This window comes from Hungatella hominis (genome assembly GCF_014288005.1).
GTDB lineage: Bacteria > Bacillota > Clostridia > Lachnospirales > Lachnospiraceae > Hungatella > Hungatella effluvii.
Map to the genome: position 1 here is coordinate 915,335 of NZ_JACOPB010000001.1, position 14,632 is coordinate 929,966.

The 14,632-nt window shown below is 48.7% G+C and carries 13 protein-coding genes and 1 other annotated feature (1 of these 14 only partly in view); of the genes, 11 read left to right on the top strand and 2 right to left on the bottom strand.

From position 1 onward, the window contains the following. Positions 1–5: 5 nt before the first annotated feature. Positions 6–1,265 (top strand): MFS transporter, encoded by a 1,260-nt coding sequence (locus H8S75_RS04195; protein WP_187019528.1) that lies wholly within the window; start codon positions 6–8, stop codon positions 1,263–1,265. On the opposite strand, the gene H8S75_RS04200 is transcribed toward H8S75_RS04195, so the two are convergent. Next, positions 1,216–2,142, bottom strand: coding sequence for a LysR family transcriptional regulator (locus H8S75_RS04200; protein WP_187019530.1), 927 nt, complete (start codon positions 2,140–2,142; stop codon positions 1,216–1,218). The genes H8S75_RS04195 and H8S75_RS04200 overlap by 50 nt on opposite strands. A gap of 116 nt (positions 2,143–2,258) precedes the next feature. Here H8S75_RS04200 and H8S75_RS04205 point away from each other — a divergent pair, with 116 nt between their 5' ends. Genes H8S75_RS04205 through H8S75_RS04215 form a run of 3 tightly spaced genes read left to right on the top strand, consistent with a single transcriptional unit; the run spans position 2,259 to position 6,360 of the window. Further along, positions 2,259–3,989, top strand: coding sequence for an ABC transporter ATP-binding protein (locus H8S75_RS04205; RefSeq protein ID WP_187019532.1), 1,731 nt, complete (start codon positions 2,259–2,261; stop codon positions 3,987–3,989). A 1-nt stretch (position 3,990) separates the two neighbouring features. Further along, complete coding sequence (locus tag H8S75_RS04210) at positions 3,991–5,736, top strand: ABC transporter ATP-binding protein (RefSeq protein ID WP_187019534.1); 1,746 nt, start codon at positions 3,991–3,993, stop codon at positions 5,734–5,736. Positions 5,737–5,766: 30 nt separating this feature from the next. Further along, positions 5,767–6,360 carry a hypothetical protein gene (locus tag H8S75_RS04215; RefSeq protein ID WP_187019537.1) on the top strand — a complete coding sequence of 198 codons (594 nt, stop codon included), beginning with the start codon at positions 5,767–5,769 and terminating at the stop codon, positions 6,358–6,360. Between the two features lie 185 nt (positions 6,361–6,545). Here H8S75_RS04215 and H8S75_RS04220 read toward each other — a convergent pair whose 3' ends face one another. Beyond that, entirely contained in the window at positions 6,546–7,031 is a 486-nt protein-coding gene (locus H8S75_RS04220) for a hypothetical protein (protein WP_187019539.1), read from the bottom strand. A 298-nt stretch (positions 7,032–7,329) separates the two neighbouring features. On the opposite strand from H8S75_RS04220, the gene H8S75_RS04225 reads away from it, so the two are divergent. The 7 genes from H8S75_RS04225 (at position 7,330) to H8S75_RS04255 (ending at position 14,539) form a co-directional block, all read left to right on the top strand. Further along, a complete protein-coding gene (locus H8S75_RS04225; RefSeq protein ID WP_187019541.1) occupies positions 7,330–8,340 on the top strand; it encodes a LacI family DNA-binding transcriptional regulator in 1,011 nt (336 codons plus the stop codon). 147 nt (positions 8,341–8,487) lie between these two features. Then, positions 8,488–9,435, top strand: coding sequence for a class II fructose-bisphosphate aldolase (locus H8S75_RS04230; RefSeq protein WP_187019543.1), 948 nt, complete (start codon positions 8,488–8,490; stop codon positions 9,433–9,435). After that, on the top strand, positions 9,432–10,388 hold the full coding sequence (locus H8S75_RS04235) for a 1-phosphofructokinase family hexose kinase (RefSeq protein ID WP_187019545.1): 957 nt from the start codon (positions 9,432–9,434) through the stop codon (positions 10,386–10,388). The genes H8S75_RS04230 and H8S75_RS04235 overlap by 4 nt, the downstream gene beginning before the upstream one ends. Then, positions 10,385–11,728 (top strand): ABC transporter substrate-binding protein, encoded by a 1,344-nt coding sequence (locus H8S75_RS04240; protein ID WP_187019547.1) that lies wholly within the window; start codon positions 10,385–10,387, stop codon positions 11,726–11,728. The genes H8S75_RS04235 and H8S75_RS04240 overlap by 4 nt, the downstream gene beginning before the upstream one ends. 29 nt (positions 11,729–11,757) lie before the next feature. After that, positions 11,758–12,654: a carbohydrate ABC transporter permease gene (locus H8S75_RS04245; protein ID WP_187019549.1), complete on the top strand. Its 897-nt coding sequence runs from the start codon at positions 11,758–11,760 to the stop codon at positions 12,652–12,654. Positions 12,655–12,656: 2 nt separating this feature from the next. Continuing rightward, positions 12,657–13,502, top strand: coding sequence for a carbohydrate ABC transporter permease (locus tag H8S75_RS04250; RefSeq protein WP_187019552.1), 846 nt, complete (start codon positions 12,657–12,659; stop codon positions 13,500–13,502). A gap of 86 nt (positions 13,503–13,588) precedes the next feature. Next, entirely contained in the window at positions 13,589–14,539 is a 951-nt protein-coding gene (locus H8S75_RS04255; protein WP_187019554.1) for a family 43 glycosylhydrolase, read from the top strand. Between the two features lie 42 nt (positions 14,540–14,581). Further along, positions 14,582–14,632, top strand: a binding site (T-box leader); it runs 188 nt beyond the window's last position.

Below are 14,632 nucleotides of genomic sequence, written 5' to 3' on the forward strand. Positions count from 1 at the left end.
CTTACATGGGACAGGAGAAAAAAGAAAAGCTTACAAAAATGGAGATAAACTGGATTCTGTACGATGTAGGAAATTCCGCATTCGTGCTGCTTGCGACGACAATTTTGCCCATTTACTTTAATTATCTGGCGGGACTGGAGGGCGTCTCCGAGGTGGATTATCTGGCCTATTGGGGATATGCAGCCTCGATTGCTACGCTGCTGGTGGCTTTTATCGGCCCGGTCTGCGGCGCCATTGCCGATACGAAGGGGTATAAGAAACCGATATTTATGATCTGTATGATGGTGGGCGTTCTGGGATGTGCCGCACTTGCCATACCAAAATCCTGGATTGTATTTTTGGTGGTATTTGTGATTGCAAAGGTGGGCTACTCTGCGAGTCTGGTGTTCTACGATTCCATGCTTCCGGATATCACGACGCCGGAACGTCTGGACGCGGTGTCCTCCCATGGGTTTGCATGGGGGTATATCGGAAGCTGTGTTCCGTTTGTGTTCAGCCTTGTGTTTGTACTGTTCTATGAAAAGATCGGCATCACTATGGTGACTGCCATGGTGATTGCGCTCATCATTAACGCCCTGTGGTGGTTCGTGGTTACGGTGCCTCTGCTCCGCCACTACAAACAGGTTCACTATACGGGCAACGCGGAGTCGGGACGCGGAGTGGTGAAGGAGAGCCTGCGCCGCCTGGGGCATACGCTTCTTGATTTGAAGAATCATAAGAAGATCTTTGTTTTCATGATTGCATACTTCTTCTATATTGACGGGGTCTATACCATTATCGAGATGGCTACGGCTTATGGAAGCTCTTTGGGGCTCAATTCCCAGGGACTTTTGCTGGCGCTTCTTTTAACTCAGATCGTAGCGTTCCCATTTGCGCTGTTGTTCGGCAAAGCGGCGAAGAAGTACAGGACGGAAAAACTCATTCGCCTGTGTATTCTTGCATACCTTTGTATTGCGCTTTATGCGATTCAGCTGGATAAGCAGTATGAGTTCTGGGTGCTGGCCGTTTGCGTCGGCATGTTCCAGGGAGCGATCCAGGCGCTGTCACGGTCGTATTTTGCCAGAATCATTCCGCCTGAGAAATCGGGAGAATTTTTCGGTATTTTTGATATCTGCGGAAAGGGCGCTTCTTTCATGGGAACGGCTCTGATGGGATTATTCGCTCAGATTACGGGAAAGAGCAACGGCGGTGTTGCGATTCTGGCCGTGATGTTTCTCATCGGATTTTTCGTGTTTGGGAAGGCTGTGAAGCTGAATGAGGCTTAGAATGTGTTTCAAAATAAGTTACAAATTCTTTGGCTATGTTTGAAACATAGCCATTTTTTTTGTATATGGCAGTCATGCGGGTGACCGTTTCCGGAGAATCAATGATCCGGACTGTCAGGCCTTCGACCGTTCTCATGCTGCTGATGGATTCCGGCACCAGGGCCACGCCTAAGCCGGCGCCAGCCCATTGGAGACACGTCCTGGCGTCGTCATTGCGGCAGAAGATATTAGGCGCTGCGCCGATATTCTGAAACGCCATGGATATGATGGCGTCAAAGCGCCGATAATAGATGAGAGGCTTTCCTGCCAGGTCTGTAAGACGGATTGTGCCGCCTGGGATCGCGTCAAACCAGGAGGAAACTCCGACTGCCGTAAGCGGTTCTTCTGATCCGAAGACACAGTGAAAACCATCGGTATTAAACGGTGTTCGAACCACAGCGCATTCGATAATACCGTTTTTCAGCTTTTCCAGAAGCTCGTAAGTATTCCCCTCGGAGATTTCAAAACGAACATTGGGATGAAGCCGGCAGAAGTCCGGCAGGATGCTGTCCGCCAGAAAGCTGCCGGAGGAGGAGATCGTTCCCAGCTTTAAGATTCCCTTTGATGAGGAGGGAAAATTCTGGAGCTCATCAGCGGCCGTATCCATCATGGACAGGATATCCTTAGCCCGGGCATAGAGATAGGAACCAGCCTCGGTAAGCTCGGCCTTCCTTGCCCCGCGGGTCAGAAGACGGACGCCTAAGTCCTCCTCCAGCATCATGATCTGCTTGCTGAGCGGCGGCTGAGACAGCCCCAGCTTTTTTGCTGCCGCCGTAAAACTGCCTGTTTCCGCAATCACTGTAAAATAATAGAGCTGCCTTGAATTCATCTGTCCCATGGAATACACCTCTTTAATAATTATTTTTCTGCAATAGATACTTGTAATATTATACCAGAATGCTATAATATTACAATGAATTATTCTAAAAACATATGAGTCCGGAGGAAGGATAAATGAAAAAACTCCTGAAATACTTAAGGGAATACCGGCTGGAAAGCTTCTTAGGGCCGTTATTTAAGCTTCTGGAGGCCAGTTTTGAGCTGATGGTGCCTCTTGTGATGGCGAAAGTAATCGATGTCGGAATTAAGGCACAGGACCTCCCGTATATATTAAAAATGGGCGGAATTCTGGTGCTTCTGGGTGTTGTGGGGTTGGTCTGTTCCATCACGGCCCAGTATTTTGCTGCAAAGGCGGCTGCGGGATTCGGTACGGCGCTGCGAAATGACCTGTTCTCCCACATCGGCAGCCTCTCCTATGCGGAGCTCGATAAAGCGGGGACCGCCACGCTAATCACCCGCATGACGAGTGATGCAAACCAGGTACAGTCAGGAGTTAACTTATTTTTACGTCTCTTTCTGAGGTCTCCTTTCATCGTGTTCGGGGCCATGGCCATGGCTTTTACCATCGATGTGAAGGCTGCTCTGATTTTTGTCGTTGTAATACCGGTGCTGTCCGTGGTTGTATTTGGCATCATGCTAATCAGTATGCCTCTCTATAAAAAGGTACAGCGGCAGCTGGACCGCGTGCTTCTGACCGCCAGGGAAAATCTAAGCGGTGTCCGTGTGATCCGGGCCTTTAACCGACAGGAGGATGAAGGCCGCCGGTTTGATGAGGAAAACGGTAAGCTGGTGAAAATCCAGGTGTTTGTCGGGAAGATTTCTTCCCTTTTAAATCCTCTTACCTATGTGATTATCAACCTGGGCATCATTGTGCTCATTCAGACCGGAGCGAAGGAAGTGGACCGCGGGATTATCACTCAGGGCGAGGTAGTGGCTCTGGTGAACTACATGTCCCAGATTCTGGTGGAGCTGGTGAAGCTGGCTAATCTAATCATCACCATATCCAAAGCGCTGGCCTGCGCGAACCGGATCAGTGCCGTGTTCGAGCAGAAGCCGGGAATCACGGATAAGAACCATACGTGTCTGGAGGCCTGCGAAGGTGCTCCGGCGGTAGAATTTAAAGATATGACATTTACCTATGATGGAGCGAGGGAACCGGCCTTAAGCAGCATCTCATTTTCCGTAACGAGAGGGCAGACCGTGGGTATCATCGGCGGTACGGGATCGGGTAAATCGACGCTTGTCAATCTGATTCCCCGTTTCTACGATGCGACGGAGGGCGGGGTATTGGTGGACGGCCACGATGTCAGGGAGTATCCGCTGGATCAGCTGCGCGGCAAGGCGGGGGTCGTTCCGCAGAAGGCGGTGTTATTCCACGGGACACTGCGGGAGAATATGCAGTGGGGAAAGAAAAATGCCACAGACGACGAGATCTATGAAGCGCTTAAGACGGCTCAGGCCCTTGAATTCGTGGAAGAAAAGGCCGAGGGACTGGAGCTCTACATCCAGGCCGGCGGCAAGAACTTATCCGGCGGACAGAGACAGCGTCTCACGATTGCCAGGGCGCTGGTCAGAAAACCGGAGATACTGATCATGGATGACAGTGCGTCGGCCCTGGATTTTGCTACGGACGCCAGGCTTCGGAAGGCCATTAAGGAGAGGACGCAGGATATGACTGTATTCATCGTATCCCAGCGCGCAACCACGATCCGGAACGCGGATCAGATTGTCGTCCTGGATGACGGCGCCATGGTGGGATGCGGAACCCATAAGGAGCTGCTAGAAAAATGTGAGGTTTACCGGGAAATCTGTCTGTCCCAGCTTTCGAAGGAGGAGGTGCAGTAGGATGAATATGAAAAAGCATAAAACGACCATACGGCGTATACTCTCCAGCATCGGCCGGTATAAATGGGGCGTCCTGGCTTCACTGGCCTGTGCATTGATCACGGTGGTCCTGACTCTCTATGTGCCGATTTTGACCGGTAAAGCCATTGACTGCATTCTTGCACCGGGAAGTGTGGATTTTGCCGTCATGGGAAAAATTCTCATGAAGATTGGTGTCATTATCCTGATTACCGCTGTATCCCAGTGGCTTATGAGCCATATCAACAATATCATCACGTACCGTGTGGTGAAGGATATCCGTGTCCGGGCGTTTGCAAAGGTGGAAAGCCTGCCGCTCAAATACATCGATTCCCATTCCCACGGCGATATCATCAGCCGCCTGATTGCCGATATCGACCAGTTTTCCGATGGACTTTTGATGGGATTTACGCAGCTGTTTACGGGTATCCTTACGATTTTAGGAACCCTCATTTTCATGTTTACAATCAATCCGGCTATAGCGGTTGTCGTGATTTTGGTTACCCCGGTCTCTCTGTTTGTGGCCAGCTTTATTGCAAAGCGGACTTACACTATGTTCCGGAAACAATCGCAGACGAGGGGCGAACTCACCTCCCTTGTGGAAGAAATGCTGGGCAGCCAGAAAGTGGTTTTAGCATTCGGCTATGAGGCGGAGGCTCAGTCCCAGTTCGAGGAAATCAACGAGCGTCTGCGGGTATGGGGACTTAAGGCTACATTTTTTTCTTCCATTACCAATCCGGCTACCCGGTTCGTCAACAGCCTGGTGTACGCCAGCGTGGGAATTGCAGGCGCGTTTGCGGCTATTTCCGGCTATTTGTCGGTGGGGCAGCTCTCCAGCTTTTTAAGCTATGCAAACCAGTATACGAAGCCGTTTAATGAGATTTCCGGCGTGGTGACGGAGCTTCAGAACGCATTGGCCTCGGCGGCCCGCGTCTTTGAACTGATCGATGAGGAACCACAGATTCCGGATGCGCCGGATGCAGCCGTCCTGTCGGAGGTAAAGGGGGAAGTGTCTTTGAGCGATGTGAATTTCTCTTATGATTCTGAAATACCGCTGATCGAAAATATGAATCTGGAAGTAAAACCGGGGCAGCGTGTCGCCATTGTGGGGCCGACCGGATGCGGAAAGAGCACGGTCATCAACCTGCTCATGCGTTTCTACGATGTGGATTCCGGTTCGATTCAAGTGGATGGAACCGATGTGCGGGAGATTACGAGAAAGAGCTTAAGAACGAGTTACGGCATGGTCCTCCAGGAAACATGGTTGAAATCCGGCACGATTCGTGATAATATCGCATATGGAAGGCCGGAAGCCACGGACGAGGAAGTGGTCAAAGCGGCGAAGGAGGCTCATGCCCACAGCTTTATCAAACGAATGAAGGATGGGTACGACACGGTTATCTCTGAGGACGGAAGCAATTTGTCCCAGGGACAGAAGCAGCTCCTGTGCATTGCGCGTGTGATGCTGTGTCTGCCGCCCATGCTGATTCTTGATGAGGCCACGTCTTCCATTGATACGAGAACTGAGATACGGATTCAGAAGGCATTTTCCAAGATGATGGAAGGCAGGACCAGCTTTATTGTCGCCCACCGTCTCTCCACCATACGGGAAGCAGACATGATTCTGGTCATGCGGGACGGCCATATCATCGAGCAGGGGACTCATGAGAGCCTGCTTGAGAAGAACGGTTTCTATGCGGAACTGTACAACAGCCAGTTTGCCGTGTGACCGGGTATAACAGGACAGGTGATTAGACAAATGAAAAAAACAGGATATTACGCCGCTTTTATCGGACTTTTCATGGCGGCCGCGCTTACGGTGACCGCCTGCGGTGCTTCAGCGAAAGCACCGGATGTGAGCAGCGTCGGAAGATCAGAGACGGCTGCTGACAGCGCCGTCGGTGGAACAGAGGCTGCTGCGTCAGAGGCAGATCATGCAGGAAAGAACGGCGCAGGAACGGATACGGCAGACGGAGAGGTGCTTTCCGGCATACCGATTGATACAGAGAAGTCGGAAGCGGTTTCCATTTACTATGGCTCTGTGTGTTATTCGTTCTTCAGCGAGGATAAAGGCAGGATTAAAGCGGTGGCCGACTTATTTACAGGCTTCTCCTTAGAGGAGGTCCCGAACGGCCAGCTGGACGAGGCAACCACGTACCAGATATATTTTTCGGCGGATACAGAACAGATTGCAGCCATAAACGTGGATAAGAGCGGGATGTTCTATATTCCGGAGGAGAAGAAGTTCTATAAAGTGAAGGCGGGAACCTTCCGCTTTGATACGCTGGATGAGATATATAAGGACAGTATGTATGCGGATGGGTTTGATGAGAATCAGTGTTTGATTCAATAGAAGGAGCGGCTCAGCCATAAAAAGGGACAGAGAACATCGTCGGTTACATAAGTGACAATGTTCTCTGTCCTTTTCTTTTAAAATCATAATTGCAAATTCCTCGATGGTGTTCGCTTTTATAGCAAGCCTGAGTCAACGCTTTAAATCTGTCAAGCAACATACTATAGGTCTTAACTTTTCTGTCGTTATAAAGCTGACTTACGCACATTAACCTCTGCACAGACCAGACCAGCTATATGCTCCGCTGTTTCATTTGTCAGCAGGAAAAACATTCCGTCATTACGGCATTTTTTATGTGTATCGCCATTCAAGGCATAGATAAAACCTTTAACACAGGTATCACTACAAGCATTAGGGTCAAACAATCTCTTGCAGTCACGGGAGGTAGTCATTTTCTTTTGCATATCAGCAGGCAGAGAAGCGATTGTATCCTCATACTTACCAGCATTGTCACCGTAAATCCGTGCCAAAATACCGGACTTGCGAAACACCCAATTCATCACTGTTTTCTTCTCTAGTTGATATGAAGCAGCATAACCGCTTTTTGCTTCCTTAATTACAAGATCACATCCCTGTTCAATAAGTTTGGTATTAAGTTTTTCGACAAACGCTTGGTGTTCTGGCGCAACTGCCGATAGAAATTCTTTAAATGACCCCTTTTCTTTTGCCATTATCTTTTTCCTCCACAATTTTCGATTTGTCGTTCTGCACCTTATCCGCCTAAAGCGTACAACACATAACCCGGTTTTTTTATTCTAATATATGCGCGTGAAAATGTCAAACGGCTCATTTCGTTTCATTACAAACTACTGTTTATAACCCTAGATAACAGAGATGATGACCACTGCAGCAGGGGAGGGAGCAAGGAGCAGCAACCGTCTGTAAACAGAAAAATAAAAATCATATTGACAAGTGGAGTGGAGCTGGTTATAATAAACATAGAAATCGTTTTCTATAGGAGCGTGCGATGTGAAAAATGTTACGATAAAAGAAGTGGCAGCCCACGCGGGTATGTCCATAACCACCGTGTCGCGGGCACTCAATAATAATTATCCGGTGAGTGCGGAAGCCAGGGAGAAGATTGAGAAGGCGGTAGCTGAACTGGGATACAGGCCGAACCTGGTGGCCAGAAGTTTGAAGAGTAATAATACCGGTATCATAGGCCTGGTGGTGGCGGATATTTCGAACCGTTTCTTCATGAAGGCAGCGAGAAAGCTGGAAGACGTCGTTTCCGCTCAGGGTTATCAGATAATTTATGCTAGCAGCGACGGAAACGTGGAGAAGGAACATCAGATTCTCTCTATGTTTGAGGAGCGCTGTGTGGATGCGCTGGTAATCGCTTCTTCCGACAGCAGTTCCTATCATTTAAACAATATTGCCGGGAATGGAACGCCAGTTATTGCAATCGACCGTAAGGTTCCGGGGCTTCAGGCAGATATTGTGGTGGAGGACAACCGGGATTCCTCTTACCAGCTGGTGGAGGCGCTGATACAGAAAGGTCATACGGAGATTGCAGTTAACAATGTATTGATGAATATCAGTTCTGGTAAGGAACGACTGGAAGGCGTCCGCATGGCGATGCAGGCCTATGGACTGCCTCTGAGAGATGAATGGGTCAGCAGAGGCGGTTTTACCAGTGACGATGCCAGGCAGTGGGTGAAGCAGATCTTTGCCGGAAATGGGTTAAAGCCAACAGCAGTATTTTGTGCCAATAATGTGATGACAGAAGGTACTCTGCTGGCATTGGAGGAACTGAATCTCCGGATTCCGGAAGACGTATCGGTGGTCTCGTTTGGGGAATTGCCGATGCACCAGTTGATTCAGCCTCAAATTGAATCTGTGGTTCAGGATCCATTCCGGATCGGGCAGCTGGCAGGAGAGCTGGTCTTAATGAGGCTGAAGGGGGAGAAGGAGGATTTCTGCCATTATGAACTGCCTCTGAAGTTAAAACATGGTAATTCAATTCGGAGCCTTAGCTGAGACATATTTGCAGATAGAGGTGCACCGGAAAAGGGGAAGGAAAGAAAGGAGTTGAAGGGATTTCAGTGGATTCCGGTTTTCCTTCCCATAGAAACCCATTATTTTTTTAAATCGATAGAAAACGTTTTCTATAAAAGGAGGCAAATAATGATTGTTCAATTGGATCAGTTGTACGTAGATGCCATGAAACGCCGTTACATTGTGGGAGCGTTTAATGTATTTAACTATGACAGTCTGTGTGCGGTGCTGGAAGCGGCGGAGGAAGAGCAGTCGCCTGTAATACTTCAGGTGTCCATGGGGGCACGGAAATACGTTCCGGATTTCAGGCAGTTTATAGAGGTGATGAAGATTGCCGCTTTAAGTGTATCGGTTCCTGTAGGAATCAATCATGATCACTGTCCGACGGCAGAAGCAGCTATGCAGGCGGTTGATGCAGGCGTGGGAGGGGTCATGTTTGATGGATCCCATCTTTCCTTTGAGGAGAATGTACGGTTTACAAGGGAAGTCGTGGAATATGCCCATGCAAGGGGGGTCTGTGTGGAAGCGGAGCTGGGACGTCTGCCTGGATTCGAGGACGAAATCTTTGCAGAACATGTGGAATTTACAAATCCGGACGCTGCGAAGCGATTCGTTGTTCTGACCGGCTGTGACAGCCTGGCTGTGTCGGCGGGAACCTCACACGGCGGAGTAAAGGCGGCAGAAAATCTGCCTCTGCATATGGAGGTTCTGGAACGGATTCAGGCTGAACTGCCAGGCTTTCCGCTGGTATTACACGGAGCGGCGTCCCTTCCCCTGCATCTGATTGAATATGTAAATGAACAGGGAGGCCGTGTGGAGGTGATGAAAAACTGCAGTGAGAGCAGTATACGCCGGTCCGCAGAATATGGAGTTTGCAAGGCCAATATGGATGTGGACAATTTCCTTGCATTTACCGGTGCGGTGCGCAGAGTTCTTAGGGAACAGCCCGATAAATACGATCCCCGCGTCTATTTAAAACAGGGAAAGGATGCGTGGAAGGAAGAGGTTATGTGGAAAATGAGTCAGGTGACGGGGAGCTCCGGCCACAACTGGGTGAAAGAGGGGGTGAGTCAATGATTCGGGCGATCTGTTTAAACCCGGTGATAGACCGATCTTACCATGTCAATGGTTTTGAACCGGGAAAAAAATACTTCCACCTGTTGAGAGAGGTATCTATAGGAGGGAAAGGTATCAATGTCGCCAAGGTATGCAAACAGTGCGGGGAACCTGTGGCTCTGTACGGATTTATCGCTGGCAGCAACGGAAGAATGATCCGGGCCTTTATGGAAAAGGAAGGGATCGATGCCTGTCTGATCGAGATAAACGGCAATACGAGAGAGACGATTAATATCATCGATCTGGAACAGGGAAGAGAGTCCGAACTGGTTGAGCAGGGGCCGACCGTAGAGAAGAGGCAGGTGGAGCAGCTGCTGTGCCGGCTTCGGGAGGATTTGCAGAGAGACGATATTGTGATCTGCTCCGGTATGACGATTGAAGGCGCGCCGGATAGCCTGTACAGTGAAATAAGTGCAATGTGTCAATGGAAGGAAGCCAGATGCTTTCTGGATACAAACAGCGTAACCGTAGAACAATTGAGAAAAGACGGTTATTATTTTTATAAACCCAATATGCAGGAATTATTTGAACTGTTTGGAATGGAACCGGTGTCCGACCGGACGGTAGTGAGGAAGCTGGCATTACAGCTTGTTCAGGATGGAGTGGCTTATGTGTTGGTCTCCCTGGGATCGGAGGGCGGAATCCTGGCCGGAAGGGAGGGCTGCTGGGAAGCGGTTATTCCCAGTGTTTCAGTGACTTCCACCATAGGAAGCGGGGATTCGACGGTAGCAGGATTTGCCATAGGCCTGAGAAAAAGCTGGAGCATGGAAGAGATATTTCGTTTTTCCATGGCCTGCGGCATCGCCAATGCCATGGAGAAGCAGGTGGGAAGAGTGGATCCGGAGCGGCTGGAAATCATAAAAAATGAAATAAAAATAAAGAATATACCAAACAAGGAGGTTTCGTATCTATGAAAAAACGAGGGTTAGCAATGGGGATTGCCGTAGTATTGGGGTGTATGTCACTGACTGGCTGCGGTGGAAGCAGTAACGAAACAAAAAACGGGGAAACAGCAGAAACGACGATGAGCGGGTCGGAGGCAAAAGAAGAGGGAGAAATCGAGCTGACGATGATGGGAGGCGCCCATCTCGTATCCGTGGCAGAAATTGTACTCCGGGATTATTTGACAGAACATCCAAATGTGAAGATCAATTTTGAAAAATACTCCTATGCGGAATATCCGACAAAAATGAAGCTTCAGCTGTCAAACGATGAAAGTACGCCGGATATCATGATTGTACATGATCTGTATGCGCCGCAGTTTGCTAAGGCGGGGTATCTCGTGGATATGTCAGATATGTTTACGGAGGGAGAGGTGCTTCCGGTCATGGATCCGGTAACCATGGAGGGAAAAGTATATGGAATACCCAATCAGGTGACTAACCAGTATGTATTTATGTACAGACAGGATATCTATGACGAACTGGGACTGACTGCGCCGAAAACCTTTGACGATTATTTTAACCAGGCGGTAATGCTGAAGGAAAACGGTTACTATGCGGGTGCATTTGATCCGGCGGACAGCGGCTGCAACGAGGTATTTCAGAATTTCATCTATATGCTGGGAGGACAGGTCCTGGATTCAGAGGGCAATGTGTCTCTGGACAAGGGGAAGGAAGCTCTGGAACTGATGAAAAAATGCTACGACGCCGGGATCTGGCATACGAGCCAGCAGGGCAACAGCGAGGCATACTGGACTGCTTTCAATGCCGGCAAGATCGCCGCGTTTCCATCTGTCGCAGCACATGCTGCTTACTATGTGACGAACGTAGACCCAAATGGTCAGGGCGGTTATGGTCATCTGGCGATTGCAGAACCGATGAAATTCGCGGAAAATGGAAGAGAGACGTATATCAACAATACGGAGTACTATACGATCAATAAAAATACGGAACACTTAGAGACAGCAAAAGATGTAGTCCGTTATCTTGCACTTACGAAAGAGGCGGCTGAGAAGTTCTCCAATGTAAACGAAGATGGAGTTATGGCGCAGTATGCAACTGGCTGCATGGAAGGAATCCGCGCCATCGCGGCAAGCAGGGATAACGGCTGGGAGGCGTTCGGCGGAGAACCTGTGGTTTCAGAGCTGGCTGAGATCCTTCTGAATACGGATCCCGATATCCCATTCGTAGACGAGAGAAGCAACGAGATGAACAATGTGCTGTCTGAGATAATCGGAGAGATGTTCTTAAACGGTGCATACACACCAGAAACTGCGGTTGAGGTCATGAAACAGAAATTAAATGACATCTGATAGGTTTGACCGGTTTGGAGGCTGATTAAATGACCAGTACATTAAAAGAAATGAAAAAATACAAACACTGTTATCTGTGGATCGCGCCCTTTTTCATTCTGTTTGCAGTTTTTTATATTTATCCTGCCGTCAGCGGTTTTTTAATCAGCCTGACCAATTTCGATGGTCTGGGAACGGTGGCGGCCGCTGACCACGTTGGATTTAAAAATTACGAAAAGCTGCTGCGGGATGACAAGTTCTGGAAGTCCTTGCTGAATACAGTCTTAATTTGGCTCTACATCGTTCCACTGCGTACTTTTCTGGCCCTGATTTTGGCTGCAGTCCTGAATTCCTCCAGACTGACCGGCAAACGAGTGTATTCGGTGATCGTTCTTTTGCCATACATTACTGCTGTCGCCGTGGCAGCAATTATATTCCGTATTTTACTTACCACGGAGGGAGGACTGATCAACGTACTGCTGGAACGCTGTTTTGGCATCGGTCCTGTCGGATGGCTGGATACCACTGCTTTGTCGAAAGTCTCAGTAGCATTTATGAACATATGGCGTATGACCGGTTATTTCTCTCTGGTACTGCTGGCTGGAATGCAAAAGATTCCAAGCTCTGTGGGGGAAGCTGCCAGCATTGACGGGGCCGGAGCGTTTACGAAGTTTTTTAGAATCACATTGCCGCTTATGGTTCCGGAAATATTTTTCGTCATGCTCATGTCAACCATCTGGATTTTCCAGAATGTGGGTGACGTGATGGTACTGACACAGGGCGGCCCGATGAATTCATCCACCACGCTGGTGTACTACATGTACCAGAATGCATATGAATACTCAAAAATGGGGTATGCGGCAGCGATTACGTATGTTCTGTTCGCATTTCTCGTAATACTCAGTGTCTTTGTAGTAAAAAATTATTATGGAAGGACGGAGGAGTGACGATGAAGAAAGAGAATGCTGAAAATATTTTAAAAAAGCTATTTTCCCTGTTGCTGCTGCTGACCGTGATCATTGTCACCTGCTTTCCGTTCCTGATGATGTTTATGGGAAGCTTTAAGGAAGATTATGAAATATTCTCGCTGTCCCCGAAGATTCTTCCGGCAGCTGGGTTCCAGCTTAAGATGTACCGCATGTTGTTTGCAAACTGGCCCTTTGTGACGAATATGATGAACAGTGTCATTGTCGCAGTCTCTACAACCGCATTGGCCTGCTTTTTCTGCACAGCAGCAGGATTTACCTTTGCCAAGTATCAGTTTCCGTTTAAAAATGTGCTCTTTATCATTACACTGTCATCTTTAATGATTCCGCTGGAGACGAGGCTGGTTCCCACGTACTTACTGGTAAAGCAGCTGGGAGGCGTCAACCATTTATGGTCCATGATTCTACCCAATGCGATACCTGCATTTGGAATCTTCATGATGAGGCAGTTTGCCTCCGGTACGGTTCCGCAGGAAACTATGGAAGCAGCCAGAATTGAAGGAGCTGCGGAAAATCAGATTTTGATGCGAATTGGTTTTCCCATGCTGAAGCCGGCCATTGTATCTTTGGCTATTCTGACTTTTATGAATACCTGGAATGAATTCCTGTGGCCGATTATTATTACGACCAAAAAGGAAAAGCTGACAGTTACAGCCCTGCTGAGGTCGATTGGAGATGTCTCCATGAACGGTAATTACGGCGTGCTCCTGGCGGCAGCGGCACTCAGTGCTCTGCCGATTCTGGTTCTGTATCTGATTTTTCATAACCAGATGATTGACGGTATTGTGGAAGGGACAGGGAAGGAATAGAAGGTATTTACGGTTCTTACCGCTGGCCTGATGAAAAAGACATTTGAAATAAAGTATAGCTGAGCAAAAGAAAGGAAGAGTGTAAGATGAAATTACCGAAAGAACTGCTGGAAGTGGAGAGAAAGACGGTGGAGACCGTAAATCTGCCTTCAGACAATAACCACGATCCATCCAATATACTATATGATCAGGGAACGTATTATTTGTGGTATACACAGCATGACAATGAGCGGCCCTACGATCATTTTGCTGATTGCAAGATCATGTGCTGTACTTCAAAAGATGGCTTCCACTGGGAAGCTGGGAAGGATGCGCTGCTTCCGGCAGAAAGCGGCTGGGACTGCGCGGGAGTCCTGACAGCCAATGTGATTCATGACAAAGGAAGATTTTATATGTTCTATACCGGTGTGGGTACCGATTTTGCCGAAGGGAAGACTACGAGAAGGTGCTGTGGTCTGGCTGCAGCGGACACACCGGAAGGCCCGTTTGAAAGACTGGGGGACGGGCCGGTACTTCAGTGGGAAGAGGAAGGAAACTGGGATGACGAGGCTGTTGACGATGTAAGTGCGGTATTTTTCCAGAACAGATGGCTGGTTTATTTTAAGGGAAGCCGTTTGACGGAACCAGACGGGGATAAAACCATGCTGGGGCTGGCCTGGGCGGATATGATTACGGGTCCGTATCACAGATATGAAGGGAATCCGGTTATCCGCGGCCATGCGTTTTCTGTCTGGCCGTATCAGGATGGGCTCTGTCTGCTGTCCGGACTCAAGCACAGGGAGGGCGAGGGAAGGATATATGGAGATGACTGGAACGATCCGGAGGGTGTGCAGTATCTTTATTACAGCGATGACGGGATCCATTTCGAGCCGTGTGCACCGCTTCCGAACCGGGCGTCCGGCATTTGTATACCGGAAGGAGAGGATCGTAAGGACATCACGAAATACTGGGGAGTCAGTGTGGCAACGAGAGATACCCATAAGAAACGATACATCGAACGATTCGACTTTGTGAAGAAAAATCCGCAAACCACTTGACATTTCCTGCTGCAATGGATAAAATGAATTCAGTTTTATCAGATAAATGCAATGAAGGTGTCAGTAGAACCTTATTTTCTTTCAGAGAGAGGG

Excerpts from the sequence above, each read along its gene's own strand:
- H8S75_RS04195 (WP_187019528.1), top strand. The coding sequence starts at position 6 with ATGGGACAGGAGAAAAAAGAAAAGCTTACAAAAATGGAGATAAACTGG.
- H8S75_RS04200 (WP_187019530.1), bottom strand. The coding sequence starts at position 2,142 with ATGGGACAGATGAATTCAAGGCAGCTCTATTATTTTACAGTGATTGCG.
- H8S75_RS04205 (WP_187019532.1), top strand. The coding sequence starts at position 2,259 with ATGAAAAAACTCCTGAAATACTTAAGGGAATACCGGCTGGAAAGCTTC.
- H8S75_RS04210 (WP_187019534.1), top strand. The coding sequence starts at position 3,991 with ATGAATATGAAAAAGCATAAAACGACCATACGGCGTATACTCTCCAGC.
- H8S75_RS04215 (WP_187019537.1), top strand. The coding sequence starts at position 5,767 with ATGAAAAAAACAGGATATTACGCCGCTTTTATCGGACTTTTCATGGCG.
- H8S75_RS04220 (WP_187019539.1), bottom strand. The coding sequence starts at position 7,031 with ATGGCAAAAGAAAAGGGGTCATTTAAAGAATTTCTATCGGCAGTTGCG.
- H8S75_RS04230 (WP_187019543.1), top strand. The coding sequence starts at position 8,488 with ATGATTGTTCAATTGGATCAGTTGTACGTAGATGCCATGAAACGCCGT.
- H8S75_RS04235 (WP_187019545.1), top strand. The coding sequence starts at position 9,432 with ATGATTCGGGCGATCTGTTTAAACCCGGTGATAGACCGATCTTACCAT.
- H8S75_RS04240 (WP_187019547.1), top strand. The coding sequence starts at position 10,385 with ATGAAAAAACGAGGGTTAGCAATGGGGATTGCCGTAGTATTGGGGTGT.
- H8S75_RS04245 (WP_187019549.1), top strand. The coding sequence starts at position 11,758 with ATGACCAGTACATTAAAAGAAATGAAAAAATACAAACACTGTTATCTG.
- H8S75_RS04250 (WP_187019552.1), top strand. The coding sequence starts at position 12,657 with ATGAAGAAAGAGAATGCTGAAAATATTTTAAAAAAGCTATTTTCCCTG.
- H8S75_RS04255 (WP_187019554.1), top strand. The coding sequence starts at position 13,589 with ATGAAATTACCGAAAGAACTGCTGGAAGTGGAGAGAAAGACGGTGGAG.